This is a genomic window from Chryseobacterium bernardetii, from assembly GCF_003815975.1.
Taxonomy (GTDB): Bacteria; Bacteroidota; Bacteroidia; order Flavobacteriales; family Weeksellaceae; genus Chryseobacterium; species Chryseobacterium bernardetii.
The window spans coordinates 45,192-70,472 of sequence record NZ_CP033932.1; the positions used below are offsets into that span (position 1 = coordinate 45,192).

The following is a 25,281-nucleotide window of genomic DNA, read 5'->3' on the forward strand; positions in this document are numbered from 1 at the left end:
AAAATATTATACTGTCCCCATGTAGAAAAGGCCCAGGCATTTCTGGTTTTCCTCAATTGTAAGAGATTCTTTCAGATAATCAACAATTTTGGGAGAACTCCAGTAGCAGCCAATATTATTGGCCGTGCAGCTTAAATACATATTCTGAACCGCCATTGAAGTAGCCGCAATTTCTTCCCATTCAGGGACCATACCACTGAAATTAACAATGATAGAAACAACAACATTAGCTTTATTGATCTTAAAGCCAATATCATTATATTTTTTCTCTAAAAATAACTGTTCAGGCTGAGTAGATTTATAGATTTCCTGCATTTCTAAAGCTAGTTTTGCTTTTTCTTCTCCTTTAAATATTTTGAAACGCCAGGGTTTAGTACGCTTATGGTTGGGAGCTAAAGTTGCTGAATGTAAAATTTCATCAATAACTTCCTGAGAGATTTCTGCGTCTGTATAATCTTTTGGGAAAATACTTCTTCTCTGCTCTATGATTTCTTTTAAAACTTCTGCTTTATTCATAGAAGCAAAAATACAACATGTTGATTAATTTCAGGGAGGAAGGGCTAAGAATTTGAGATGAGATTTAAAAGGGTGTTATATCGTAAATTGAAAAATTGTAAAAGTTAATCGTGAATGGTCAATTCACTGTGCCTGTCAATTTTATGATATTATTAATTCACAATTCACCTGCAAAGCAAATTCACTATTGACAATAAAAGCTATAGCACTTCCACAATTTTCTGGTGAATTTTGTTCAATGTAAATTCGTCTCCGGCTTTCATTCCCATCATTTTTTTAGCCATGGGACTTTCAGAAGAAATGGCATAGAAGCGGTCTCCTTCAAAGAAGAATTCTCCTAATGACACAGAAATGTAGAAGCGGGCTTTATTGGTAATCACCAGAGACCCCAGCTGAATCCGGTCTGTGGAAGTATTCAGGACTTTTCCCATATTTCGTTTGAGATCATTTAAAGCACCAAGCTGTCTCTGCATCTGGTATATTTCTTCCTGCATTTCTTCCCGCATGCTGTCATACTTTGGTGTTTTTTTAATGTCACGGCTAGCCTCCAGAGTAAATTCGATGAAATTTTTAAGTTTCTCAATTTTTTCTGCAATGGTGTTTTTTACGAAATCTCTGATATCACTTTTTTCAAATACAATCTTCTCCATACAATCGTTTCTTTATATAAAGATAACATTTTTAGAATAATATTTATTCTTTTAATTCTTGTACAAAAAACAAACCATCAGCAGTAACAGTTCTTTATTATACCATTATTTTCATTACACCATTAAAAAGCCTTGTATTTTTCTACAAGGCTTCCATTTTATTTTTCAGCTAATTTCTTCAGATCTCCTAATCCCTGGCCAAACATTTTATCCATATTGCTGTCCATCATAGGTTTCATGATCTTCATCATCGTATTCAGTTCATTATCAATCATCCATGTCACTTTGGTTCCGTTTCCTTCAGGGGTTAGTACAAAAGTACCTTTGGCATTCCCTTCAAAAGGCTTTATAAAATGAAGCTGGGTGACCATTTTTTCGTTCGGAACTGTTTCCATAATAGCCTGTTCACCTTCACTGTCATCTCCTTTCCAATGATAGGAATCTCCCATTTTAGTACCTTCTCCGGAATAAGTAATCTTAATATTTTTTATTTCTTTTGAAAAAGGATCCCACATATTATATCCTTTTAACGAACCTACATATTGCCATACTTTTTCTTTGGGAGCATTAATGACAACAGTTTTTTCATAATGATAATCTTTACTGAAGGCCAACATGGCAATTACAGCATATACGATAATCAGCAAAATGATAATGCCAATAAATTTCAGGAGTGTTTTCATAGTCTATATATTTAAGGTTATTTACTTCAAAATGAGTCTCTCATCTGCTTTCAAAATTAAATATTCTGACATCATCCCCTCTTTGCATAGGACAAGATTATTTAAAGATAAGGTATTTTTGTCATAACTTGGCTTTCAGGCATTATTTTTGAGCATTTCAGCTGTGATTCTCCGATGAATCCTTACATTTACGTTTAACTAAAAATCGAAAAATGAATATTTTAACAGAAAAATTTAACACACCATATCACTCAGCACCGTTCGGTGAGATTAAAAATGAAGATTATCTTCCTGCTTTCAAAGAATTAATTCAGAAATCTGAGGAAGAGATCAATGCTATTGTTGATAATCCTGAAGCCCCTACTTTTGAAAATGTTATTGAAGCATTAGCGTATTCCGGAGAGCAGCTGGATGTGGTGTCAAATATCTTTTTCAATTTAAATTCTGCAGAAACCAGTGATGAGATCCAACAGATCGCTCAGGAAGTTTCTCCGATTTTAACTGAATATTCTTCAAAAATCTCTCAAAATGAAGCCCTTTTCAACAAAATCAAAAAGGTTTATGATGAAAAGGAGAAATATAATCTCAATGAAGAGCAGGAAATGCTTTTGAATGAAACTTATAAAGGTTTTGTAAGAAGCGGCGCCCTATTAAACGAAGAAGATAAAGAAAAATTAAAGAAGATCAGCATGGATCTTTCTTTAAAATCTTTACAGTTCGGGCAGAATGTACTGGCTTCTACCAATGCCTATTTCAAACATATTACAGATAAAGAACAGTTAGCCGGAATTCCTGAAGCAATTATTGAACAATTTGCAGAGGAAGCTAAAGAAAGAAATCTTGAAGGCTGGGTAGTTACTTTACAATATCCAAGCTATATTCCATTTATGACTTATGCTGAAAACCGCGAATTAAGAAAGGAGCTTGCGTTGGCTAATGGCAAAAAATCCTTTGACGGTGGTGAATATGACAACCAGAACCTCATCAAAGAGCTTCTTCAGTTAAAACAGCAGAAAGCAAAGCTTTTAGGGTATAAGGATTATGCAGATTTCGTACTGGAAGAAAGAATGGCAAAATCTCCTGTAAAAGTTTTTGATTTTTTAAGTGAACTTTTAACAAAGGCAAAACCTTATGCTGATCAAGAGATTGAGGAATTAAAATCTCTTGCAAAAGCCGATGGAATTGAGGATATGCAAAGCTATGACCACGCTTTTTACGCTGAAAAGCTTCGTAAGCAGAAATTTGATCTTAATGATGAAGAACTAAAGCCTTATTTCCCTTTAAACCAGGTTCAGGATGCCGTTTTCGGACTGGCTGGCCAATTATTCGGGTTAACTTTTGAAGAAAGAAATGATATTCCGAAATACCACGAAGATGTAAAGGTTTATGAAGTTAAAGAAAACGGAACTTATAAATCTTTATTATACGTTGATTATTTCCCAAGAAAAGGGAAAAGAGCAGGAGCTTGGATGACAAGCTATAAAAACCAGTACAAACAGAATGGTGAAAACTCCCGTCCGCATATTTCAATTGTTTGCAATTTCAGCAAACCTACGAAAGACACTCCTAGCTTATTAACATTCCAGGAAGTAACCACTTTATTCCATGAATTTGGGCATGCCCTTCACGGAATGATGGCAGATACGCAATACCCTACTCTTTCAGGAACTTCTGTAAAATGGGATTTTGTGGAACTTCCGTCCCAGTTTTTGGAAAACTTTTGCTATGAACCTGAATTCCTGAAAACTTTTGCGAAACATTATAAAACGGGCGAGGTTCTTCCTGACGAAAAGATTGAAAAAATAGAGCAGTCTAAAAATTTTATGGAAGGGTATCAGACCTTAAGACAATTAGGTTTTGGTTTACTGGATATGAACTACCATACAAAAGTATCAGAGTTAGAGAACAAAAGTATAAAGGAATTTGAAGATCAATATACCCAAGCTACAACCCTTTATCCTATAAATCCTGAGACAGCAATGAGCCCAAGTTTCTCCCATATTTTCCAAGGTGGATATTCTGCTGGATATTATTCTTACAAATGGGCGGAAGTATTGGATGCTGATGCTTTCCAGTATTTTAAAGAAAACGGTATTTTCAATCCTGAAATTGCAGCAAAATATAAAGTGCTTCTTTCTGCCGGCGGAACAAAAGATCCTATGGAACTGTATAAAGCCTTCAGAGGAAGCGAGCCGAAGGTAGAAAGTCTGTTGAAAAGAGCTTTTGGATAGTAAAAATTAATAAGGAGCATTATTATGAAGGAAGACCTTCAAAAAGAAATGAAAAGTATATCGCAAAGACTGGAAAATGTAAAAAAACTTCAGGCTAAAAGATGGGAAAATGAAGACCATTGGGACACTTTAAACGAGCTTTTGGTTAAAGAGTTAGATGAAATCTTACTTATTGAACCTGAGAATACCTCTGCGCTCATCAACATTGGGGCAATCTATTCTGATATGGGAGAAAATGAGAAAGCTTTGGAGTATTTAAGAATGGCGCTGAATCTGGGTTCTGAAGATAAAAACCTTTTTGTAAACCTGGCCATCGTTATGATTTATATGGAAAAACATCAGGCTGAATATTTAGAATATCTGGAAGATGCCGAGGGAAAAGTTGAGAATCCACTTACTTTTAAAGCCTATTTCGACCCTCAATCTCATTAAAATATGATAGAGAAATTAAAAAAATTAGAGGCAGCTTTTAATACTTCATTAAAAGCTGCTCTTGATACTATTGATCCTGAAAAGATTGATGAAATTCTGGACAACAGGGATTTACCAGCATTTTCGGATACATGGATGGAAGCTTATCAGGCTATTGAAGAGAAAATAGTAGATGAAGCAACTGAAGATGCTGTTACCCATATCAGAAAAGAGATTTTCATCTCCACTTTCAAAGCTACAGGTTCCTCTGAACTGCCCGCTTATATTTCTGATGATTTCGGACTGATATCTTCTTATTATATTCAAGGTATCGAAAACAGTTGGGTAACCCATTTGCTGTATACTTATCTTAACCATCAGATTCCTCAGGGAGAACTCATGAAAACGGATAAGACAATAAAAGAATTAATTTTATAAATAGGGAAATCTCAGTAATTTTCAAAACAACAGGAAAGAAATGAACACTATTGAACAGCTTTACCAAACCTTAGATCAACGCTGTCGTCCCGAAGATGTTGCGGAACTGATTGTTGAACTGATGAGAGGGCAACTGTCCATTCATGAGCTGGCGACTTTAAGTAAAGCAGCCAACCGTTCTCTGAAAAACAGTGTTTATGGGTATACCTCGATGCTTGGAACTTTTGGAAAAGCTGTTGGTGCGGAAAAACAGATCAAAAAAGCCATTGAGATCTTTAAACTGAATGAAAAAGAAAACTCCGTTTATCATAGCATAAAGGCAATTGAAACATTTTTAAAAGAAGTTTCCCCATTAATTCATAAAGAAGTTGGAGAAAATAATTTTAAAAGTGACCGGCTTAATAAAGATCTGAGAAAACTGGCCGGACTGGATATTTCTAAGCGAAATTACAATAAGAAATGGAGGCTTTTAAAACGTATTGAAATCAGACTCCAAAAGTTCATTCATGAATCAAAAAAGATTGAACTTCAGAAAATAGCCAAACATGGACTTTCCCACACCATCAGTTTTGAAGGTTTCAGCAAAGATCTGAATACAGCCTGCTTTATTGCCTATTTCAATGCAAAGAGTAATCTCAGAAGTACATTTACCAATCAAAGCCAGGAAAGACCGTTTGATGAGATATGTGAAATGCTGTTTAACAGATGTCTGAAAAATCCAAATGAAGCCAATTGGGAAGTCATTTCCTATATTTATACTGACCCTAAAGTTTTAGTCCATCTGAATGATGAACAAAAGGGAAAACTCTTAGGGAAATGGATGGCAATTCTTCAGGAGCTTTCCGAATTCCTTGAAGAACTTTGGAATGAGAACGATATTTACAGAAAAACAATGGCGGTAAAAAAAGGAAATGATTCCACTACCTGGAATAATACTGCCGGAGCATGGAATAAAGCACGGGATAACTGGATGAATTTAATCTATGCTCTTGATCTTGATTTTATTCTTGATGATATTTGTTTTGGAAAAGTGATGCGGTTAATGGCTGCAGACGTTATTGCATGGCATCTATCATCCGGAGGAAAGATTGATCCCAACACAGAAGTCTGGAATGTAGTACCTTTGCCATGGGAGGTTTTTCAGGAAAAGGCTTTCTGTAATAAAGAAATAATCATCAGGGCCTGTAAGGATGCAGGTATTGATCCTGAAAAATCAGGCTGGATTGCTCCCCGTACTCATGGAGTAAGTGAATTTAAACCTACTCCGGAGCTCGTTCATGGAATAACTGTTTCCAATCCTTTTATGGCCAAGATTTTAAGACAAAACAAATATTTTTCAGGAAAACTCTGAAACAAAATATAGGATAGGTTAGTTCAGTGGTAGAACTCCTGGCTCTTTAACCGGGTTGACGCAGGTTCGAGCCCTGTACCTATCCTGATTTCTGATATAGCTCAGTGGCAGAGCACCCGGCTCTTGGACCGGGAGGACACAGGTTCGAGCCCTGTTATCAGACCAATAAGAAATATAATAATTGTGAAAAAAACATACTTCCTTTATACCCTCCCATTCCTATTCTTTTTAAGCTGTAAAAATGAAAAGAAAGATTCAATGGCTGAAACAAAAGCTCCGGAAATTAATCAGGTAGAAAAAACAGATTCCTTAACTGCTGCAAGAATTGATTCTGCCCAGGTTCCAAAAGCATTGAAATATAAAGGTAATTTTAAAGACGGATTCCGATGGAAGGATAAAACAGGAGAATATATAATACTTACTTCGGAAACAGGAGTTTATTTCAATGAAAAGTTTCAGCATGAAAATGACGGCAGTGACGCTGAAATTTTTGCCCATTGTTATTCTTTGGAAAATAACCAGCAAATATGGAAGGTAAATGACTTTATCAAAGACTGCATGGTAGATATTGATGCTGCATTCAAGAAAAATACTCTAAGCGTAACCGATCTTGATAAGAACGGTACTGCTGAAGTCTGGATGATGTATGAATTAGCCTGTAAAGGTGATGTAAGTCCCTCGGATTTAAAAGTCATCATGTATGAAGGAAATCAAAAATTCGCCATGCGTGGAGAATCAAAAATACAAACAGGAATGGAAACCCATGGAAAACCTGTATTTGAAGGAGGAACCTATACTTTTGACAAGGCATTCAAAGAAGGGCCAAAAGTTTTTAGAGAATATGCTGAAAAATTATGGAAGAAAAATATGGAAGAATAATTTGTAAATTAGTCCTATCAAACAGACTATGAAATAAGTTTGAAGCTGGGAGCTAGAAGCAGTAAGTTATGAAAAACATAACCAATAACTGTTTTTTTTATATAACTTAATTAGGTAATGACCATAATTTTGTGCTAAAAGTAACATCCAACTTTCCTCTTCCAGCCCCTCAATCTTAGTTTTTGAAACGAATTAAAGTACTTTAAAATTTTAACTATGTTATTAGCTATCATACTTCCCTTTTTATCTTTTATTGTCCGCGGAAAAATTCTTACAGGAATTATCTGTTTTATTTTACAGATTACCGTCATTGGCTGGCTTCCAGCGGCCATTTGGGCTGTGATGTCTTTAAATAATGATAGAGCCAATAAGCGTAACGAAGATTTAATACGTGCTGTACGCGAAGGCCGGAAATAAAATCATTTTACATCTATACATTGAGTCCTTTATTTCGGTAAAGGATTTTTTTTGGAAAATTTTGGATCAGCATTTTAAATTTTTTCCATCTAATAATTGTAAATTTATTGTTGAGTAATCCCGGCCGTAAAAACTGTAAATTTTTCCTGCTATGAAAGAAAATAAATACGACGACCCGTCATTTTTTAACCAGTATGAGAAAATGCTCCGCTCCCAATTAGGGCTGGAAGGAGCAGGAGAATGGCACGCCCTGAAAAATATATTACCGGATTTTAAAGGAAAAAAAGTATTAGACCTTGGCTGCGGGTTCGGATGGCATTGCCGGTATGCCATAGAAAATGGAGCAAAATCTGTAATCGGGATCGATCTTTCTGAGAAAATGCTGGCCAGGGCAAAGGAAATCAATAATCTCGAAGGCATCCTGTATGAAAGGAAAGCACTGGAGGATGTTAATTATCCTGCAGAACATTTTGATATTGTTTTAAGCTCTTTAACATTGCATTATGTGGAGTCATTCGATACCATTGTGCAAAACATTTATCAGTGGCTGACTTCGGGCGGGTATTTTGTATTTTCTGTAGAACATCCTGTTTTTACTGCTGAAGGAAGCCAGGACTGGAACTATGATAAGAATGGAGAGAAAACAAGCTGGCCTGTTGACAGGTATTTTATCGAAGGAAAAAGAAATACAACATTCTTAGGAGAAAATGTCATTAAATATCACAGAACCTTAACTTCCTATTTAAACACATTATTGAAACACAACTTCAAAATAAAGGAAATCATTGAACCGGAACCAAGCCCTGGAATGCTGAAAGAAATTCCGGAAATGAAAGAGGAACTCCGAAGACCTATGATGCTACTGATCTCTGCAGAAAAATAATCTGCCTAAGATTCAAATATTTCAATAACTGAATATACTGTTATAAACATTATTTTTTGCTTTTAGGAAGAATATAATCAGGTACTTTAAAAACAGCAGCAAGGACAATAATCAGACATACAATATTCGTCAGGATAGCTACTGTAAAAGCTTTATAGTAATGTTGTGCTAAAGGCCTTTCATCCAGAAAGTAATAAAAAACGCTTCCCACCGCTACAATTCCTATGATAGCAGCAATTTGCTGAAAAGTATTGTAAACACCGGAAGCATTTCCTATTAGTTTCTCTGGCACACCCGACAAAGCAATATTGGCCAGCGATGGAATGACAGAACCCACTCCTATTCCATGTAAAAATAATAACAGGTATAATTGGTAAAACTCAGTAGAATTGGTGAATAAGATAATCTGAAGAATTAAAATAAGCACAATAAAAAACTAGTCCTGCCATCAAGGCTTTTTTTCCGTATTTCAGGATTAATTTTACAGAAAAAGCTGAAGCCAGAATAAAACCCAATCCCTGAAAAACAATTATCTCTCCTGCTTTCAGAGGACTAATTATTAATCCATCCTGAAAAAATAAAGAGAGAATATAAAAATAGGAATCCAACATAATAAAAAAGAAAAAAACAGCCATAATTCCCAGATAGAAATTTTTATAGCGGAATAACCCAAAGTCAATAAGATAAGGCTTTTTATTTTTCAGTTTATTTTTCTGATTTTTAATAAAGTATACTAAAATGCCTACAGAAATAGTAATGAGCAATAAATTCCGGGCAGAAAAAATTTCCTTCTCGGAGACTGTAAGAGTGTACGTCATGCCAAAAAGCCCTATAGACAAAAGAAGAACACCCCAATTATCGAAAGATTTCCTGATGCTGAACCTTGATTCTTCCAATAATTTTATGCTTAAAAAAATAGCGATAAGACCTATCGGAATGTTGATAAAAAAAATTAACCTCCACGGCTCCTGTAAAACACTTAGCGATGAGAAATATCCGCCCAGAAACTGCCCAAGAACGGTTCCAATCCCGATGGTAATTCCGTACCAGCCCATAGCTTTTGTGCGTTCTTCATGAGCAGGAAATAAAATCTGAATCATAGAAAGAACCTGCGGAGCCATAAATGCCGCGCTTATTCCCTGCACCAATCTTGAAATCATCAGCTGGGCTACTCCGTGTGAGATTCCACAGGCTATGGAGCTTAATATAAAAAAGGCCAATCCGAGAATGAAAACCTTTTTTCTTCCGTATACATCCCCCAATCGCCCACCTGTAATAAGAAAAGAAGCAAACCCGATAAGATAGGCCGATATCATCAATTGCATTTCTCCATTAGAAGCATGAATATCATGCTGTATGGACGGTATGGATACATTAATGATAAAGATATCCATAATTGTCAGCAACTGCCCAAATAATATAATAAACAATTTCAGATAATTACATTTCATTTTTATATAGATATATCTATTTTTTTATATTTAAAAAAATTAAGGTAACAAACCCTGGATCATTTTTTTGATCTGATCAAAAGAATGATTATTTCTGGTAATGGTTGAGGTTACTACCGCTCCTTCTATCAGTAAAAATATATTTTCAGTTACTAACTCCGGATCGGGTAACGGATGCAGCTCACTATATTCCTTAACAATATCATGAATAACTACTTTCTGTTTTTCCTTATGTTTTTTTACAAAACCGGATACAGCTGCATTTGCCTCTCCTGTTTCAGAGGTAATTTTAATGAAATGACAGCCTGCAAACGTTGAGGATTCCTGAAGTTTTTTGCGATAATCAATAATAGCAAACATCTTTTCTCTGGGATCTGCAATAGAGACAGTGCTTTTTTCAAGACCTTCAAACCATTCCTGCTCCTCCTTAATCAAATAAGCCTGAAGAAGATCATTTTTGGATGCAAAATGATTATATAGTGAACCGATCGCAATATCAGCTTCTGCAATGATCTGATTAATTCCTGTTGAATTATATCCCTGCTTATAAAATAATTCTGAAGCTACCCTGATGATCCTTTCGCGTACTTTTTCTTTTTTCATTCCTGAAAATTTTAACAAATCTAAACAAAAAATAGAGAAGTCTATCTATTTTTAATCATAGAGAATTTCTATCTGTATCTTAAAATGCTAATAACCAAATCAAAATTCTTTTAAAAAGGCTTTTGTTATTGACAAAATAGAACGATCTTTAAGCTGTAAAAGACCAGCCATGTTCAAATTTTTTAAGAAAAAGAAAATTAAAGCCAACCTTCACTCCGTAACCATTCCGGATCAGGGGTGGACTAAAGTTTCAGAGGACGATGAAGCGATCCGATGGGTAAATCCTCAGCAATCCGCACTTATTGTCCTTCATTTTTTTGATAAAGAACCCGATCTTCCTACGGCAAAAGATCTTGATTATCTGAAAAAATTCTACCGAAATATTGCAGCAGCATCCAATGGTGGTATTATTGAAACAGACATCATTAATCTTCACAATATTCCTTGTGTAAAAACCATAATCAAAATTCCACAGCAGGAAACGGGAATGGCGTATATTGCTTCCATTACCATTCCTTTTGAAAACTGCAGCTATGTAGTAAAAATTCAGGCTGATGAAATTGGAATTACAGGCATGAGAGATGCGCTTATCCTTGACAGATTACATAAAGCCGGAGAAGTTGAAATTGAAGAGGAAAATATAAAAAACTGGTTCGAAGATCCTTATGATCCGGATTTCAGGCAGGGAACTTTAATGAATCAATCTGAACTGGAAAAATATGATCCTGAATTTCCTGAACACCCGCTTTCCGTTGCCAGATCTCTCATCAGATCAACCGCCGAAACCATCATTTTCAAAAAAGAAATAAAAGAACTTCCTGCATTTAAAAGATAAAAAGCCGCTCTGGATTCATCCAATCCTGATTATTTTGAAAAAATTATTCAGGAAGCAAAAAGCCATTCCATTCTCAGCATAATATTTTTTAACTTATGTTTCAGCATATTTTGTATCTTTAATTACCATTTCAATAAAAATATTTGGTAATTCGTTATGACAGAAGAACTTTATTTCATCAAAACCAACCCAAATATTGCCAAAATTAATTTGTACAATAAGCTTTGCCGTGAGGAAGAGAATTTTCAGAACTTTCTCCCATCCGATGCTAAAATCAATCTTGAAGTCATCAAAGATAAAGTGAAAGATTCTGTGGAAGAGCTTACCCGTGAAGAGCTTTTCAATATATTTTTATGGTTCAGCAAAAGATACCCTTCTGACCATGAAGAAATAAAAACTCAGCTGTACATCAATGGAATAGATCTTTTTTACGAAATTCAATCACCCAAGCACAGAGAGACTTTTCTAAAAATACTTTCTGATTATGAGAAACTTTCCAGTGAAAACATGAATTACATTGTTAATGCACAGAATTTTAACCAATTCCTGATCTACGGAATATTCCTTACGGAAATAATCAGCAGAGAACAGGGAAAAGAAAATATCCTTTCCGACTATCTGAAGCCCGATTACCCTTCTTTATATGCATTGGCAGAAAAACAATCTGAACTTAAAAATCCTGTTGATAAAAACAATACAGACCTTCAAAAATATTTTAACGATCTGTATGACCTGACTAGATTTTATAAAGGTTCTATTATTCAGTTATAATATTAAACTCATTGTAAAAGTCCGGGATTCTTCAGTAAATAGTCAAATGCTTCTTTTACAGCCATTTCAGGACTCTTTGGATTAAAACCAAGCTCATTTCTTGCCTTGGAAATATCAAAATCCTGCTGTAATCCGGAAAACATGGAAATATCTTTTCTTGTCAGTACAGGAGCTTTTCCACTTAATTTTGCAGTAAATTCCATGAGCGCTGCGATAGTGTAAAGAATACCCTTAGGTACAGAATCAGGAATTTTCAGTTTCAAATCCGGATATAATTTATTGGCCAGAACAGTAGTATCAGTAATCGTCATACATTTTTCATTAGCAAGGATATAACGCTCACCCGGCCGGCCTTTTTGAGCGGCAAGATAACATCCTTCTGCAACATCTTTCACATCTACCCAATTCAGGGTAATTTTTGTATCTACCGGAATCTGTCTGTTCAGAATAAGCTTCAATACTCCGTAAGAAACATTCAAAGGTAAAAATGCTTCACTGCCGATCATGGCAGCAGGCATTACAGAAACAAGCTCTACTCCAAGTTTTGCTGCCAGTTCAAAGGCCAGCTTTTCACCATCGTTTTTGGAATTATAGTACATATCTCTCCGGTCAGGATTATAGCCGTTACTTTCCTTTGTGGGTAATTGGGTATAATTGAGAGCAGCAATAGAGCTTACATAAACAATCCTTTTCACTCCGGCCTCAGCTGCTGCTTCGATAGTATTTTGTGTCCCTTTGATATTCACATCATAGATTTCCTTCTTAGGATCTTTGGCCCATAATTTAAAGGAGGCACCCACAGCATAAAAGGTTTCAACTCCCTGAAGGGCTTTTACAAAAGAGGCTTTATCTGTAATATCCGCTTGCACCACCTCACAGCTAAGCCCATCAAAAGGTTTTGTATTCCGGATATTGCGGACTGTTGCCCTTACCGGAATCCCCTGTCCGGTTAAAAATCTGACTAAATTATTTCCCAAATGTCCATTAGCTCCTGAAACGAGGCTTAGATTATTATTTATCATTGCATTCATTTTTAATGCAACAAAGTTCTGCCTATTGGCTTCAGATCCGCTTGACTTTTGTTAGTTAATTATTTTTCTCCTGATCCTGCTCAGACTTTCCGGCTTCATCCCCAAAAACGATGCAATATACTGAATAGGAACATGCTGAATAATCTCCGGATAATCTTTTAAAAGCTTAAGATAACGTTCTTCCGCATTCAAAGCTGACAATTCCCTGGAACGGTTCTCATTATATGCAATTGACTGCTGAAATACAGAAATACTAAAGTCCTTCATACCCTGGCTCTCATTCACCAGATAGTCGAGATCTTTTTTCGTAATTCTTAAAAGCTCACACGCTGTAATACATTCTACATTATGTTCTGATACTGTTCTGCTTATAAAATGAGAATAGGAGGTAAAAAATCCGGGTGGGCAATTGATATGGGTGGTTACTTCATTTCCATTCTGATCCATATAAAACAGTCTCAGATATCCGGAAACAATATAATAAAGGTAATCAGGAACCTTACCGGCGGCTTCAATCACGGTATTTTTTGAAAAAGATACGGGCTCAAAATACTCTTTAACCATCTCAATTTCTTTTTGGGAGAAATGATGTCCGGAGCCAATGTACTGTAAAAGTTTCTCGTGCATTGAAGTTAATTTTTTAATATCTGTTACAAAAATAACCAAAAGAAAATTCAGATACTTTTTAAATAATCAAAAGATTTTTCACAAATGCATGTAATATTCCCTGCAAAATAATTGTCTTGTATTAAAAGCTAAATATGAACCGGAAAATTATTCTTCTTTTAAGTCTTGCCGCCTCTTCATTCTTTTTTGCACAAAGTGTGGAAGGAACGGTTACAGATAAAGAAAATAAGCCAGTAGCAGAAACTGAAGTGCTTATTACCAGGAACAATGTTAAATTTTCTGCTATTACAGATGAAAAGGGATTGTTTAAAATTCCTTTAAAAGAGAATGGAGATTATATACTTGAGATAATTAAAGACGGGGTAAAAACCAATAGTGAAAAAATTGCTGTAAAGGGAAATGCCAGAAAAGACATTCAGATTAAGGATGAACCTTTAGTTCAGAAGGTAGAAGGTGTAACCATCACAGCAAAGAAAAAATTATTCGAGAGAAAAGTAGACCGCCTGGTCTTCAATGTAGAAAATTCTGTAGCCTCTCAGGGAATTGACGCCATCGAAGCTCTAGCCAAAACACCAATGGTAAAAACCAGTGATGAAGCGATAAGTATTGCCGGAAAAAGCAATGTTGCGGTTATGATTAACGACAGATTACTGAATCTGAACGGGCAGGAACTTATCAATTATCTGAAGACACTCCGTTCCGATGACATTCTTAAAATAGAAGTGATTACCACGCCTCCTGCTAAGTATGACGCGGAAGGAAAAAGCGGATTAATTAATATCATCCTTAAGAAAAATGCCAATCTGGGCTGGAACGGATCTATTCAGACGTCAGGAAACTATTTTTGGGGAAAGCCCACTGTTTCTGCAAGAAGTGGTGCCACATTCAATTACCAGGGAGAAAAGCTTTCATTAAGCACCAACTTATCTGTTGGTGATAATTACTGGCAATATAATATCTACAATAATATGTCCGGTATATCAAATAATAATTACTGGAACAAGAATGGTGATAATCTTAATAACTACAAATACAAAAGCGGAAATATAAAAGCAGAATATAAGATCAATGATAAGAATCTTTTCGGTATCAATTATAACTATTCACATAGTAATCCTAAAGAAACGGGAGAAAGTGAATCTGTACGGTTCAATGGGAATGGTTTAACTCATATTATTTCCGATTTCAACAACAGAAACAGCCGGGATGTTCATAATGCAACGGCATTTTATGAAACTAAAATAGACAGTGCCGGAGGAAAGCTGAACGTAACTGCCAATATGATGCTTAACAATTCCAACGCAAGAAATTTTTCAAATACAATTACCCCGGAATTGATTAACACAATGGCTAACCCTATCAGTAAATACAGGATTTATTCAGGACAGGCTGATCTGGAAAAAACATTTGGAAAAATAAAAACGGAATCCGGATTAAAGTATACAAAGATCAAAAATGATTCTGAATTCAATTTCTTCGATATTAAAAATGGTGTATATGAACTGAACACCGGTAAAACCAATACTTTCTTTTATAACGAAGAAAATTATGCAGCTTATGTTTCAACCAATTTTAAGATCAGTGAGCAATGGGATGCTAAAGCCGGGCTTCGCTATGAATATACCACTTTGGAAGGTATTTCCATGAATGATAATACCTCAGCAAAGATCAAATATGGTAAATTCTTCCCTACTGCCTATTTAAGTTATAAGCCTAATGAAAACAATGCATTTTCATTAAGCTATTCCCGCAGAATTTCACGTCCGTATTTCGGGAACCTGAATCCGTTTAAGTATTTCACATCCAACTTTGAATATACTACAGGTAACCCTTATCTCTTACCTTCATTTTCAGATAACTTTGAATTCGGATATGTTTTAAACAATAACCTCAACATTACATTATATCACAGCTATAACAAAGATAGCTGGGACAGGATTCAAATGATTGATGATAATTACAGATATACCATTGCCAAGAATTTCTATAATGAAAACCAGACGGGTATTAACATCAGTTATAATTACAATAAACTGAAATGGCTGGAATCCAACATCTTTGTAAATGGTTACTATACGAAGGCAAAATCTTATGACCCTGCTATTCTGCCTGTTCCACCGGGATACAGTGCCAACGTAAACATCGATAATAATTTCTTCCTTAATAAAGAAAAAACAGTGACTTTTCTATTGGGCTTGTGGGGAAGTCTTCCCAACAGGGACGGAAATACTTATTATTATACCAATGCCTCATTATACACAGGGCTGAAGCTGGCACTGATGGATAAAAAACTTCTTCTTAACCTTTATTTAAATGATGTCCTAAATACCAACCGTGAAAAAGGAATAGAATATTATCCGGATTACAATATTGATTATCAATACAAAGGAATTACGAGAAATGTTCACCTTTCTCTCACTTATAAATTCGGAAATAATAATGTGAAAGGTGCAACTAAACAGGTGAAATTTGAAGAATCCAACAGAGCCGGTGGTGGCAATAATTAAATTTTCTTCAATAATAGCCATATAAATACAAAAAACAGGATAAGAACAATAACCCGGCCGGCAGTTCCTTTCAAATAAGGTTCTGTTGGTCTTTTTATTTGGAAATTAAAAAATTCGTAAATGTAAAAGGTGTTGATCTTACCAATTATACCATGAAAAAAGAGCTGATAACATGATAAAAAACATGTAAAGCATTTTTAACAGATTATGGCACAGAATTAGCTTAAGAAATGGCAAGTAAAATTGTTTTGAACCATTATTTTAGACCATTAAGATTCGTAAATGGTTAAGTTTTTTCTAAAAAAACAAATCTTGTTATAACCACTACAATACATCTTAATGGTTTAAATATTGGAACTTCAGGAAAAACCCTGCTATATTTACCGTATTAATGAAACACTTAAACAGCATATTGCGTCTTCCATTCTTCAGTGAATATTATACTCCGAATTATCGTTCGGGAAGACTTTCTATATCTGTAATCTAAATTAAATAATCGACTTAACATATAGAGCCCGGACAGTATTGTCCGGGCTTTTTCATTTAAAACTATTACAACATGATCCGTACATTAAAAGAAAATGTCTCTATTATCCTTCCGGAAAACGGATTGGAAGAGAAATTAAAACAGGCTAAAGAAGAAAACAGAAAACTCTCCATTAAACTGGGTTTTGATCCAACGGCTCCCGATCTGCATCTGGGACATGCTGTTGTACTTAAAAAACTGAAAGAATTCCAGGATTGGGGACACCAGATTATTATTGTGGTAGGAAGCTTTACGGCAAGAATTGGCGACCCTACAGGAAAAAATAAGGCCAGAAAGCCATTAAGTGCCGAAGACGTTCAGTATAATGCACAAACTTATATTAATCAATTGTCAAAAATCATTGATGTTGAAAAAACAAGAATTGTTTTCAACTCAGATTGGCTCGATGCATTGAATTTCTCGGAGGTTATTCAACTGTTATCGAAAGTTACAGTGGCTCAGCTGATGCACAGAAATGATTTCAGCAAACGCTTTACAGAAAATACACCTATTGCCATGCATGAACTTGTATACCCAATTCTGCAGGGATTTGACTCTGTAAAAATTGAATGTGATATTGAAATGGGCGGAACAGATCAGCTTTTTAATTGTACCATGGGAAGACAGCTTCAGGAAGCTCATCAGATGCCTGCCCAAATTGTGATGTGTATGCCTCTGCTGAAAGGGCTTGACGGAAAAGAAAAAATGAGTAAATCCTTAAACAATATCATAGGACTAACCGATGCCCCTAATGAAATGTTTGGAAAAACCATGTCTATTCCGGATTCTTTAGTTGAAGAGTTTATTGATCTTACCACAGACTTTTCAACAGAAGAAAAAAACAGTTTAAAATTAAAAATGGAAGCCGGTGAAAATCCAATGAACATTAAAAAAATAATTGCCAGAAATATCATCAGCCAATACCACAATGCTGAAGCTGCGGAAAATGCAGAAATATTTTTCAATAACCAATTCCAGAATAAGAATTTTGATAAAAAAAGCTTTGAACCTGTCCCCATTAGTATTTTACATCATGTTCAGAAGAAAACAACCGTTCTTGAGCTTTGCTACCAGTTAAAAAATGAACTCAGCAAATCAGCAGTCAGAAGGCTTATTGAAAGTGGCGGGGTTCAGATCAATTCTGCTAAAATCATAAATCCGGATCAGGAAATAGAACTTACACAAGAGATCAGGATAAAGATTGGCAAAAGAAACTTTTTTGAGCTTATCTAAAGGAATTTAACTGCCGGGAGAATATACAGCTTCCGGCATTAATCTCTTATCTGTGTCAACTTTTTCGTCCAAATCCAATTAAATCAATATCTTCGCCCCAAGAAATAAAAAGCAATGACGCAGGCTGAAATCCTTACCCTGATTGATGAAGAATTGTTTACTGACAATATTAGAACGGAAGTCAGTGAACAAAAGATTGTATGGATGGATCCTTCAGGTATAGAAAATTCGGTATCTCCCCATCAGACGGCAATCAATAGCAATGGTGTTATTGCATGGTGGCAATGTAACGAAGCAGGAAAAGAAGAAGTCCGTATCAGGCTGAGGGAAAAGAAAGTGATCACATGGAAACCTCCCATCACTACATTGGAACGGCCAGCCTTCCGGGATGGGCTTTTATATTTTTATGAAGACCATCTGATCATTAAGTATAAAGACACACATTATCAAAGGCTCTTTATTTTTAATATTACAACTTTAAAAGACGAAGAAATTCTTATCAATGCCCTTACCATACAGGTAAAAATAATAGAAAATGAATTATTTTTAGGTGGGTTTTACCATGATGAAGAGTTTGTAAAGATCACTATGTATCCGGATCATTTTGAAAAAGAAAATATTGATGAAGCTTATCTTCACCAAAGAAATATTACATTTGATTAACTTTACATTCAAGAGTTATTATTCAAGCATTAATTCTTTCCTATAATGGGGGAAGTATGGTCTCAAATCCGAATTCAGAAACTATGAAAACTTTACTTACCTATCAAAAAGCTACAGAAAATGATATTGATTATCTTCTTGATCTGAGGATAAAAACCATGGTTCCGCATTATGCAGAATCCCATCTTCCCACAGACCAGGAAACAACTCTTCAGCGGATTCTTTATCAGTTTGAAAAAGCATATCTTATTTTACTGGCCAATCAGCCTATCGGACTTTTAAAAATAGATAAATCAGAAACGAATATTGATATTCTACAGCTTCAGATTGATCCCAGCCAGCAAGGTAAAGGATTAGGAAGAATGATTCTTACTGATATTCTGGAAGAAGCTATTAAAACAGGAAAAACAGCGTCTTTAAGTGTTTTAAAAACCAATAAGGCACAACGACTTTATTCCAGTTTAGGCTTCAAAATTATAAGTGAGGATAAGCATTCTTACTTCATGGAGTTTAAACCGGTTTAAGCAGATAAGATCTGCAGCTTTTTCCCACACATAACGCAGGCTTTTAAAGCATACTTTTTCCGCTTTGCGTTTCCAGCATTTAAATCAAAGTTAAAGTAATGACTATTGGTTAGCCATTGTCACATAGATCAGTCTTCCGCCTTCTTCTGCAGATAACAATATCTTTTTCCCATCAATTAGTTCTACCATAGAGCCTGGTGGAATTTCTTTTTGGTCTGTAATATCCCTCATACTAGCCAAGCTCTGATTTACAAGTACCCATTTTCCCAGATGAAAAGTAAAATATCCTACCGGCATTTTGTCCTGCATTGTCAGATTTTCATTTCTGATTACCTTTCTGGATACATGCCATTTAAATAAATAATGATTATGATACACCATCAACCTGTGATTTTCAGGTTTCCAAACTTCATCATCAAATCTGAAGTATAAATCCAGAACCGGAAGCGTTCCCTGATGTGAAGTGCCACAGAAAGGACATCTGGGATTGCTGGTATTATCAAAAACATACCATTTTTCAGTACAATTGGAATTCTGACAGGGCTGTATCAGATCTACGGTTTTCAGTAAAGCTGTTTCCCATTCATTGGCTGTGGGACGTCTGATAGGATCATGTAAACCGTCTATAAATGTTTTTCTGAACAGGTCTGCAATATAAGGCCCAGTTATGGTATAGGGAATCTTTTGTGGATCTCCCCAGAAAGCATCCCATTTTCTAAGATGGTCTGCTCTCACATTATTGGAAGGGTCATTAGGATGTTCTATAAACAGAGCTTTTTCACCCATAGAAATCATTTCATCTTTTTCAGAATCCAGGTCCCATATTTTTCCGCCACGAAGAGGATGCCTTCTCAGCAGATACATATAGATGAGAACTCCAAGAGCATGTAAGTCGGTTTTTTGATTGGGCAGATGCCTTCCTGGATCCTGAAGTCCCAAATGTTGGGTTCTTAAAACTTCGGGAGCAATAAAGTCTGCTGTTCCGATTACTTCAGGTGGGAACAGCTTAGGAACAACAAGACCGTCAATATCAATAATACAGGCCGATTTGGTTACAGGATCTACCAGTATATTGTTGTAAGACAAATCTGAATGGGCTAAACCCATCTGATGAAGTTTTTTGACTCCCCGGCTGATATTAATTGCAATCTGAAAATAGCTTAGCCAATCTCCTAATTCAGACTGATCCAGCCTTAATGGATACTGAGGATTTCTGAACATAGGGGCAGTAAACCATTTTCCAACTTTATCTTCACCCTGAATATGATCTGAACCAACATATCCTTTGGCAAAGAAAAATTTCTGGTTGTAAACAGGGACAATAATTCCTGTGAGCCCGTTTTTTTCTACAATATCATATGGCCATCTGAATATTTCATTCAGGAAATATTCTGCAGCATTACCATTCTGAATGCTTTGCAGATAAGTAGAAACAATTCTCCTGATTCTTTCCCTTTGCCCCTCATCCAGCGGATTTCTATAAAAAGCAACTACATATTGCCTGTCCGGAGAAAAGTAAACATCTTTTACCCCGCCCCGGATCGGTTTTTCATCAACATATTCATAGGATTTGGCTGCATCCAGAACGGAAACAACCCTAATGTTTTTTTTCATATTCAATTAATAAATTATGGCCAGTGTACGGTCGTCATGATTCCCCCTGCTCCAGAAATCCGTCCAATGGAGAAGTTGTCGAGCGATATTGGTATCATTCATAAAATCTACTTTGGCAAGATCATCATTATTTCCATCCAGATCATTAAAAAATGTTTTCCAGCTTTCTACAGCTTCCAGCTTATTTTCGGTAAGGAATTTTGGATCATAAATTCCATCTGTCATGAGCAACAGATGTGAAAAATCATCTACACAGGTGATCCTAAAGCGGGAAACAATCTGATCGTTAAAGATTTCCTTCATCGTAATAAAACGGGTACCACCACTGTACTCTCCCACATCCATGGTATTCAGAAGTTCTACTTTAGAAAAACCGGTATGAATAAGATTAATTGGGCAGTCTCCCACTCCAAAACTCAGGATAACATATCCAAAACTGAACTTTTTAACCAAAGCAAAAATAAGAGTAGCGTGCAGATCATTGACCAGAAAATTATTTTCTGAAGCGGTATTCTCTAAAGCATGATGAACATATAAAACACCTTCATACAAGAGTCTTATCACATTCTCTTTAGCTTTCTGCTCATTTTCTTTATTTTCTGAGGTATAAATGACATTAATATTACTATCAATTGCACATACAGTTTCCGGAGAACTGAAAAACTGATTAACAGAAACCGTTGCCAGTCTTGAACCTTCTCTTGCCATTACAGCAGAACCAGCTCCATCAGAGACAGAAATTATATTCCAGCCTGCAGAAAGTTCATTCACTGCAAAATCATCTTCCCTGAATTTTCCTTCATGGGCATGAGAACGGCCTCTTTTGGAAACAACAACAATTTTCTTGTCTGAAAATTTCCTCTGGGCTGAAACCTCATCCTCTTTATAGAAGTCCGCATTCCTGTCACTTGGAATATTCTTCCATAGATCTTTTGGATCAATATTCACCAATAACTGAACTCTTTTGACATCTGTATTGTCTTTATCCTCTGTATGGAAGAACTCAATATCCAGATGATACATATTATGAGCTTTGGGAATTCCGGAAATCCTGTTATTTTCAAATGTAAGCCCGGTTTCTTCCAGATTCCCTATATTTTTAATCCTGATATTCGGAAAACTGTTCATCTCAAAGGTGAATTCATAGAACTTTCCTGAATGAGCCTGATCCATGGTCCATTGAGCTTCTTTAAATTCTTCCCTTTCTTTATGAATAGTCTTTATTTCCACGGGCTTTTTTCCAATTCCCAAATAAAATGAAGGTATTTTCATAGGCGCATGATTTAACCTAAAGTTCTGTTGATATCAAACCCGCCGCCGGAATATCCATAATAATCAGATGTTCCGCACCATGGGCATTTATTATATCCTTCCCCTTGCAGGCAATGAATTCCACCACATGCGCAGGTTGCCAGCGCAATAGGATTCGCACAATGCGGGCAGGAAGTTCCTCCCTGCAGTTCCTCTATTGAAATTCTCAGATTACTCTTTTGTGCAGAAGAAAGCCGGTAGTAAGATTTTTCATCAATTTTATAAGCTCCTTCCAGTTTATAGTACCTTGTTGACATCCCCGGAATACTGGATTCTCCGAATGTTTTTTTAAACTTCATCAGGTAGAGTTTGTCTGTCTCTGAACACTTGGCATTCAAAACCACAAAATTATTATCCGGAAAGCGCTGTTCCATCTGTGGATCTACCTTTTCAAGGATAATAGGATCAATTTTGGAGAGGTTAATCCCCTCTTTCTTCGCTTCAGTAACACTTTGGCTGGTGGTCTTAATAGAATCTGTTACCCATTTGAAGAATTCTTTATATGAATTCTCGTCCGTGTTATTGAAAAGTAAAACATGATCTGCCAGTGAGCCTAAAAGTTTATAATTGGTATTCTCACCTATAGAAACAGCAATGGTATTGGCTTTTCCGTTATACTTACTGTTCCACCTTTCAATTGCTTTAGTGGCATCATCAGTCGGAACTCCATCAGTAAACAGAAAAACAATAGGTTTCCAGTCTCCTTTACGGTCATACGTTGTTTTCACAACATCCTTATCAATACAGTCCATCACTTTAATCAACCCCTGAGATAATGACGTACCGCTTCCAATCGGAATTTTTGGCGGATAAAAACTGATTATATCCTGAAGTGGAGTAATCACTTCCGCCTCTCCTGCAAAACCAATCACAGAAATATAAACCGTTTCCAATGAATACGGATCTCTTTTGAGTTCCCTGACAATATCAGAAATTCCTTCCTGTACCTGCTCAATAGGGTCTCCTACCATAGATTCGGAAACATCTATCAAAAAATAAATAGGCAGTCTTCTCATAGCTGTAAAGACAATTTTTTAAATAATAATATTCAGCTCCGATGGTGGCGGAGGCAATGTTATATGATCTGCTGTATTCTGCGAATGGCCACCCTGTGTAATGGAAGAACTCACCCATCTGAAAAAGGAAGAGAGGGTAATGGCGTCTGTAGTATCCAGCTTTACGACATGATCTGTAAGCTCTTTAAGAAACTGTTCATCTGCCTTAGGTCCTGCGGCACACCCTACAATTGCTCCGAACTCAAGACCTTTTAGTACAGGGATCATTTGCCTGTATTTCTGAATATCTGAAGGCTTCCCGTCCGTAAATATAAAAAGTAATGGCTGCCAGTCTCCTTTTTCATCAGCAGAGCCTTTTACAAGATCTTTCTGAACCAGATCTGCTGCCATTTCCAATGCCGCTCCCGTATGGGTAGGACCACTATCTGGGCAGGTAATTTCCATGGGATAGAAATTGGCAAGCGCTGTTAAGGGAATAATATTTTTAACTTCTCTGTCAAAAGTAATGACACTCAAATGAAGGCTGTCCATCGCTTGTGGATCTGTACGAAGCATACTGATCAGCCCGTTAAAACCGTTGTTCAGTGCCTGGATAGGTTCTCCATTCATGGAACCGGAAGTATCCAGTAAAAAATAGGCTAATAATCTTCTGGTCATAAGGCGGTTATTAATTCTGAAGCCGGCGGAGGAAGTCGAAGACTTCCCAGCCGGCTTGTATGTTGAATATAAATCTAAAGTCTAATTTGAATATGAATACTGCTGTCTCAGGATATCAATAAAATTATCTGTATGATGAGGTTCTCCCAAAGCACGGAACTTCCAGTCTCCGTTATGACGGTATGCTTCAGCAAAAACCATTGCACACATTCCGTTCATACTTGAATCTCCGGAAAGGCTGTATTTCGTAATTTCTTTACCCGTAGCATCCACAGCACGAATAAATGCGTTCTCAATCATTCCAAAGTGCTGATTATTGCTTCTTCCCTGATAAATAGTAACAAGGAAAACAATTTTCTGGTAGCTTTGATCCAGCTGATCCAGCTTCACAATGATCTGTTCATCATCACCATCGCCGGCCCCTGTTCTGTTATCTCCCGTAAGCCATACATTTCCGCTTGGATGCTGCATAGAATTGAAAAAAACAACATCACCCTGATACAATCCTATTTGCCTTCCGTCATTCGTCTGAACCGTTCTTCCAAGGTTGGCCACTTTTCCGTTACCATCTAAAAGAAACGCTACTGCATCAAGATCATATTCTGCTTCCTTATTAAAAAGTTTTCCAAAGAAACCACCTTGCTTCCTTACATCCCATCCTAATCCGATCGTTACTTTTGAAAGGTCATAAACACTTTCTCCACGGTCGTTTTTTCTTAAATCAATCGTTTGACCTTTCTGTAAATTAATTGCCATAGCTATCGTTTTGTGTATTAGTGTATTTACTATTATTTAATGATCTGCCCCTTATAATATTTTTCAAGGAAAAAGCCAAGATCTGCTCTGTAGCCTATTCCCGAAGCTTCAAATTTCCAGCTTCCGTTTCTTTTATACAGTCTTCCGAACTCAACTCCTGTTTCTATAGAAAAGTCTTCATCAAGCTCATATTTTGCAATTTCCTGGTTGGTATTGTTGTCTACCACCCTGATGTAAGAATTTCTAACCTGTCCGAAATTCTGTTTTCTCCTTTCGAAATCTTCAATAGTGACTACAAAAAGAATCTCCTCTACTCTTGAATCCACTTTATCAAGATCAATAATGATGGCTTCATCATCATCCCCATCACTGTTTTTTCCGCTAGGATCATCTCCGGTATGGGTAAGAGCACCATCCGGCGATTTCAGGTTATTATAAAAAACAAAATATTCTTCGCTTACTAATTTTCTTTCAGAATCAATCATGATTGCAGAAGCATCAAGATCAAAGTCGTAGCCTGTCCCTTCATTAGGATCCCAACCAAGTCCAATTGTCATTTTAGTCAATCCGATCTCAATCTTTTGTCCTTTCTGTAGATTAATTGCCATAGTATTTTATGTTATGAATTATTTTTTGCATTAAGATAGATTTGATTTGCGAACTGACCAAATTTATTTATTAAAAATAATAGATATAA

27 protein-coding genes and 2 tRNA genes are annotated in these 25,281 nt (G+C 36.1%); 15 read left to right on the forward strand and 14 right to left on the reverse strand.

What is annotated here, in order from left to right:
• Positions 1 to 6: 6 nt before the first annotated feature.
• The 3 genes from EG339_RS00195 to EG339_RS00205 all read right to left on the reverse strand — a co-directional run bounded on the left by EG339_RS00195 (position 7) and on the right by EG339_RS00205 (position 1,849).
• Complete coding sequence (locus EG339_RS00195; RefSeq protein WP_123868334.1) at positions 7 to 516, reverse strand: nitroreductase family protein; 510 nt, start codon at positions 514 to 516, stop codon at positions 7 to 9.
• Positions 517 to 716: 200 nt separating this feature from the next.
• Positions 717 to 1,166 (reverse strand): hypothetical protein, encoded by a 450-nt coding sequence (locus EG339_RS00200; protein WP_123868335.1) that lies wholly within the window; start codon positions 1,164 to 1,166, stop codon positions 717 to 719.
• 158 nt (positions 1,167 to 1,324) lie between these two features.
• A complete protein-coding gene (locus EG339_RS00205) occupies positions 1,325 to 1,849 on the reverse strand; it encodes an SRPBCC family protein (RefSeq protein ID WP_123868336.1) in 525 nt (174 codons plus the stop codon).
• Between the two features lie 212 nt (positions 1,850 to 2,061).
• Between EG339_RS00205 and EG339_RS00210 the strand changes: the two genes are divergently transcribed.
• The 9 genes from EG339_RS00210 to EG339_RS00250 all read left to right on the forward strand — a co-directional run bounded on the left by EG339_RS00210 (position 2,062) and on the right by EG339_RS00250 (position 8,459).
• Positions 2,062 to 4,080, forward strand: a complete 2,019-nt coding sequence (locus EG339_RS00210; protein ID WP_123868337.1) for a M3 family metallopeptidase — start codon at positions 2,062 to 2,064, stop codon at positions 4,078 to 4,080.
• A gap of 48 nt (positions 4,081 to 4,128) precedes the next feature.
• Positions 4,129 to 4,512 carry a tetratricopeptide repeat protein gene (locus EG339_RS00215; protein WP_123868338.1) on the forward strand — a complete coding sequence of 128 codons (384 nt, stop codon included), beginning with the start codon at positions 4,129 to 4,131 and terminating at the stop codon, positions 4,510 to 4,512.
• Positions 4,513 to 4,515: 3 nt separating this feature from the next.
• Positions 4,516 to 4,929, forward strand: a complete 414-nt coding sequence (locus EG339_RS00220) for a hypothetical protein (RefSeq protein ID WP_123868339.1) — start codon at positions 4,516 to 4,518, stop codon at positions 4,927 to 4,929.
• Between the two features lie 40 nt (positions 4,930 to 4,969).
• Positions 4,970 to 6,280: a hypothetical protein gene (locus tag EG339_RS00225; protein WP_123868340.1), complete on the forward strand. Its 1,311-nt coding sequence runs from the start codon at positions 4,970 to 4,972 to the stop codon at positions 6,278 to 6,280.
• A gap of 11 nt (positions 6,281 to 6,291) precedes the next feature.
• A tRNA-Lys gene (locus EG339_RS00230) sits at positions 6,292 to 6,366 on the forward strand.
• 4 nt (positions 6,367 to 6,370) lie between these two features.
• Positions 6,371 to 6,443 (forward strand) — tRNA-Lys (locus EG339_RS00235).
• Positions 6,444 to 6,463: 20 nt separating this feature from the next.
• Complete coding sequence (locus tag EG339_RS00240; RefSeq protein WP_123868341.1) at positions 6,464 to 7,159, forward strand: M949_RS01915 family surface polysaccharide biosynthesis protein; 696 nt, start codon at positions 6,464 to 6,466, stop codon at positions 7,157 to 7,159.
• A gap of 216 nt (positions 7,160 to 7,375) precedes the next feature.
• Positions 7,376 to 7,576, forward strand: coding sequence for a YqaE/Pmp3 family membrane protein (locus EG339_RS00245; RefSeq protein WP_123868342.1), 201 nt, complete (start codon positions 7,376 to 7,378; stop codon positions 7,574 to 7,576).
• Positions 7,577 to 7,727: 151 nt separating this feature from the next.
• Positions 7,728 to 8,459, forward strand: coding sequence for a class I SAM-dependent methyltransferase (locus EG339_RS00250; RefSeq protein WP_123868343.1), 732 nt, complete (start codon positions 7,728 to 7,730; stop codon positions 8,457 to 8,459).
• Between the two features lie 49 nt (positions 8,460 to 8,508).
• Here EG339_RS00250 and EG339_RS24435 read toward each other — a convergent pair whose 3' ends face one another.
• Genes EG339_RS24435 through EG339_RS00260 form a run of 3 tightly spaced genes read right to left on the reverse strand, consistent with a single transcriptional unit; the run spans position 8,509 to position 10,513 of the window.
• Positions 8,509 to 8,886 carry an MFS transporter gene (locus EG339_RS24435; protein ID WP_228459676.1) on the reverse strand — a complete coding sequence of 126 codons (378 nt, stop codon included), beginning with the start codon at positions 8,884 to 8,886 and terminating at the stop codon, positions 8,509 to 8,511.
• A complete protein-coding gene (locus EG339_RS00255) occupies positions 8,840 to 9,910 on the reverse strand; it encodes an MFS transporter (protein ID WP_228459677.1) in 1,071 nt (356 codons plus the stop codon). The genes EG339_RS24435 and EG339_RS00255 overlap by 47 nt, the downstream gene beginning before the upstream one ends.
• Before the next feature lie 39 nt (positions 9,911 to 9,949).
• A complete protein-coding gene (locus EG339_RS00260; RefSeq protein WP_123868344.1) occupies positions 9,950 to 10,513 on the reverse strand; it encodes a TetR/AcrR family transcriptional regulator in 564 nt (187 codons plus the stop codon).
• Between the two features lie 169 nt (positions 10,514 to 10,682).
• Here EG339_RS00260 and EG339_RS00265 point away from each other — a divergent pair, with 169 nt between their 5' ends.
• Complete coding sequence (locus EG339_RS00265) at positions 10,683 to 11,348, forward strand: hypothetical protein (protein WP_123868345.1); 666 nt, start codon at positions 10,683 to 10,685, stop codon at positions 11,346 to 11,348.
• Positions 11,349 to 11,504: 156 nt separating this feature from the next.
• Positions 11,505 to 12,119, forward strand: coding sequence for a hypothetical protein (locus EG339_RS00270; protein WP_123868346.1), 615 nt, complete (start codon positions 11,505 to 11,507; stop codon positions 12,117 to 12,119).
• 8 nt (positions 12,120 to 12,127) lie between these two features.
• Here EG339_RS00270 and EG339_RS00275 read toward each other — a convergent pair whose 3' ends face one another.
• Entirely contained in the window at positions 12,128 to 13,141 is a 1,014-nt protein-coding gene (locus tag EG339_RS00275; protein WP_123868347.1) for an NAD-dependent epimerase/dehydratase family protein, read from the reverse strand.
• Positions 13,142 to 13,201: 60 nt separating this feature from the next.
• The gene (locus EG339_RS00280; protein ID WP_123868348.1) at positions 13,202 to 13,777 is read right to left on the reverse strand and encodes a Crp/Fnr family transcriptional regulator; all 576 of its coding nucleotides are present in this window, start codon (positions 13,775 to 13,777) and stop codon (positions 13,202 to 13,204) included.
• A 134-nt stretch (positions 13,778 to 13,911) separates the two neighbouring features.
• Between EG339_RS00280 and EG339_RS00285 the strand changes: the two genes are divergently transcribed.
• From EG339_RS00285 to EG339_RS00300, 4 genes are all read left to right on the forward strand, one after another.
• On the forward strand, positions 13,912 to 16,284 hold the full coding sequence (locus tag EG339_RS00285) for an outer membrane beta-barrel family protein (protein WP_123868349.1): 2,373 nt from the start codon (positions 13,912 to 13,914) through the stop codon (positions 16,282 to 16,284).
• A 559-nt stretch (positions 16,285 to 16,843) separates the two neighbouring features.
• Positions 16,844 to 18,043, forward strand: a complete 1,200-nt coding sequence (tyrS, locus tag EG339_RS00290; RefSeq protein ID WP_123868350.1) for a tyrosine--tRNA ligase — start codon at positions 16,844 to 16,846, stop codon at positions 18,041 to 18,043.
• Between the two features lie 114 nt (positions 18,044 to 18,157).
• Positions 18,158 to 18,706 carry a hypothetical protein gene (locus EG339_RS00295; protein ID WP_123868351.1) on the forward strand — a complete coding sequence of 183 codons (549 nt, stop codon included), beginning with the start codon at positions 18,158 to 18,160 and terminating at the stop codon, positions 18,704 to 18,706.
• An 83-nt stretch (positions 18,707 to 18,789) separates the two neighbouring features.
• Positions 18,790 to 19,230 carry a GNAT family N-acetyltransferase gene (locus EG339_RS00300; protein ID WP_123868352.1) on the forward strand — a complete coding sequence of 147 codons (441 nt, stop codon included), beginning with the start codon at positions 18,790 to 18,792 and terminating at the stop codon, positions 19,228 to 19,230.
• Positions 19,231 to 19,332: 102 nt separating this feature from the next.
• On the opposite strand, the gene EG339_RS00305 is transcribed toward EG339_RS00300, so the two are convergent.
• From EG339_RS00305 to EG339_RS00330, 6 genes are all read right to left on the reverse strand, one after another.
• Complete coding sequence (locus EG339_RS00305) at positions 19,333 to 20,844, reverse strand: helix-hairpin-helix domain-containing protein (RefSeq protein WP_123868353.1); 1,512 nt, start codon at positions 20,842 to 20,844, stop codon at positions 19,333 to 19,335.
• 6 nt (positions 20,845 to 20,850) lie between these two features.
• The gene (locus tag EG339_RS00310) at positions 20,851 to 22,116 is read right to left on the reverse strand and encodes a PP2C family serine/threonine-protein phosphatase (RefSeq protein ID WP_123868354.1); all 1,266 of its coding nucleotides are present in this window, start codon (positions 22,114 to 22,116) and stop codon (positions 20,851 to 20,853) included.
• Positions 22,117 to 22,127: 11 nt separating this feature from the next.
• On the reverse strand, positions 22,128 to 23,171 hold the full coding sequence (locus EG339_RS00315; RefSeq protein WP_123868355.1) for a TerY-C metal binding domain-containing protein: 1,044 nt from the start codon (positions 23,169 to 23,171) through the stop codon (positions 22,128 to 22,130).
• Between the two features lie 18 nt (positions 23,172 to 23,189).
• On the reverse strand, positions 23,190 to 23,828 hold the full coding sequence (locus EG339_RS00320; RefSeq protein ID WP_123868356.1) for a vWA domain-containing protein: 639 nt from the start codon (positions 23,826 to 23,828) through the stop codon (positions 23,190 to 23,192).
• Between the two features lie 81 nt (positions 23,829 to 23,909).
• Positions 23,910 to 24,584, reverse strand: coding sequence for a TerD family protein (locus tag EG339_RS00325; RefSeq protein WP_123868357.1), 675 nt, complete (start codon positions 24,582 to 24,584; stop codon positions 23,910 to 23,912).
• A gap of 32 nt (positions 24,585 to 24,616) precedes the next feature.
• Positions 24,617 to 25,192, reverse strand: coding sequence for a TerD family protein (locus EG339_RS00330; RefSeq protein WP_123868358.1), 576 nt, complete (start codon positions 25,190 to 25,192; stop codon positions 24,617 to 24,619).
• Between the last annotated feature and the right edge of the window lie 89 nt (positions 25,193 to 25,281).

Coding starts and splice junctions, on each gene's coding strand:
- EG339_RS00195 (WP_123868334.1), bottom strand. CDS start 516: ATGAATAAAGCAGAAGTTTTAAAAGAAATCATAGAGCAGAGAAGAAGT.
- EG339_RS00200 (WP_123868335.1), bottom strand. CDS start 1,166: ATGGAGAAGATTGTATTTGAAAAAAGTGATATCAGAGATTTCGTAAAA.
- EG339_RS00205 (WP_123868336.1), bottom strand. CDS start 1,849: ATGAAAACACTCCTGAAATTTATTGGCATTATCATTTTGCTGATTATC.
- EG339_RS00210 (WP_123868337.1), top strand. CDS start 2,062: ATGAATATTTTAACAGAAAAATTTAACACACCATATCACTCAGCACCG.
- EG339_RS00215 (WP_123868338.1), top strand. CDS start 4,129: ATGAAAAGTATATCGCAAAGACTGGAAAATGTAAAAAAACTTCAGGCT.
- EG339_RS00220 (WP_123868339.1), top strand. CDS start 4,516: ATGATAGAGAAATTAAAAAAATTAGAGGCAGCTTTTAATACTTCATTA.
- EG339_RS00225 (WP_123868340.1), top strand. CDS start 4,970: ATGAACACTATTGAACAGCTTTACCAAACCTTAGATCAACGCTGTCGT.
- EG339_RS00245 (WP_123868342.1), top strand. CDS start 7,376: ATGTTATTAGCTATCATACTTCCCTTTTTATCTTTTATTGTCCGCGGA.
- EG339_RS00250 (WP_123868343.1), top strand. CDS start 7,728: ATGAAAGAAAATAAATACGACGACCCGTCATTTTTTAACCAGTATGAG.
- EG339_RS00255 (WP_228459677.1), bottom strand. CDS start 9,910: ATGAAATGTAATTATCTGAAATTGTTTATTATATTATTTGGGCAGTTG.
- EG339_RS00260 (WP_123868344.1), bottom strand. CDS start 10,513: ATGAAAAAAGAAAAAGTACGCGAAAGGATCATCAGGGTAGCTTCAGAA.
- EG339_RS00265 (WP_123868345.1), top strand. CDS start 10,683: ATGTTCAAATTTTTTAAGAAAAAGAAAATTAAAGCCAACCTTCACTCC.
- EG339_RS00270 (WP_123868346.1), top strand. CDS start 11,505: ATGACAGAAGAACTTTATTTCATCAAAACCAACCCAAATATTGCCAAA.
- EG339_RS00275 (WP_123868347.1), bottom strand. CDS start 13,141: ATGATAAATAATAATCTAAGCCTCGTTTCAGGAGCTAATGGACATTTG.
- EG339_RS00280 (WP_123868348.1), bottom strand. CDS start 13,777: ATGCACGAGAAACTTTTACAGTACATTGGCTCCGGACATCATTTCTCC.
- EG339_RS00285 (WP_123868349.1), top strand. CDS start 13,912: ATGAACCGGAAAATTATTCTTCTTTTAAGTCTTGCCGCCTCTTCATTC.
- tyrS (WP_123868350.1), top strand. CDS start 16,844: ATGATCCGTACATTAAAAGAAAATGTCTCTATTATCCTTCCGGAAAAC.
- EG339_RS00295 (WP_123868351.1), top strand. CDS start 18,158: ATGACGCAGGCTGAAATCCTTACCCTGATTGATGAAGAATTGTTTACT.
- EG339_RS00300 (WP_123868352.1), top strand. CDS start 18,790: ATGAAAACTTTACTTACCTATCAAAAAGCTACAGAAAATGATATTGAT.
- EG339_RS00305 (WP_123868353.1), bottom strand. CDS start 20,844: ATGAAAAAAAACATTAGGGTTGTTTCCGTTCTGGATGCAGCCAAATCC.
- EG339_RS00310 (WP_123868354.1), bottom strand. CDS start 22,116: ATGAAAATACCTTCATTTTATTTGGGAATTGGAAAAAAGCCCGTGGAA.
- EG339_RS00315 (WP_123868355.1), bottom strand. CDS start 23,171: ATGAGAAGACTGCCTATTTATTTTTTGATAGATGTTTCCGAATCTATG.
- EG339_RS00320 (WP_123868356.1), bottom strand. CDS start 23,828: ATGACCAGAAGATTATTAGCCTATTTTTTACTGGATACTTCCGGTTCC.
- EG339_RS00325 (WP_123868357.1), bottom strand. CDS start 24,584: ATGGCAATTAATTTACAGAAAGGTCAAACGATTGATTTAAGAAAAAAC.
- EG339_RS00330 (WP_123868358.1), bottom strand. CDS start 25,192: ATGGCAATTAATCTACAGAAAGGACAAAAGATTGAGATCGGATTGACT.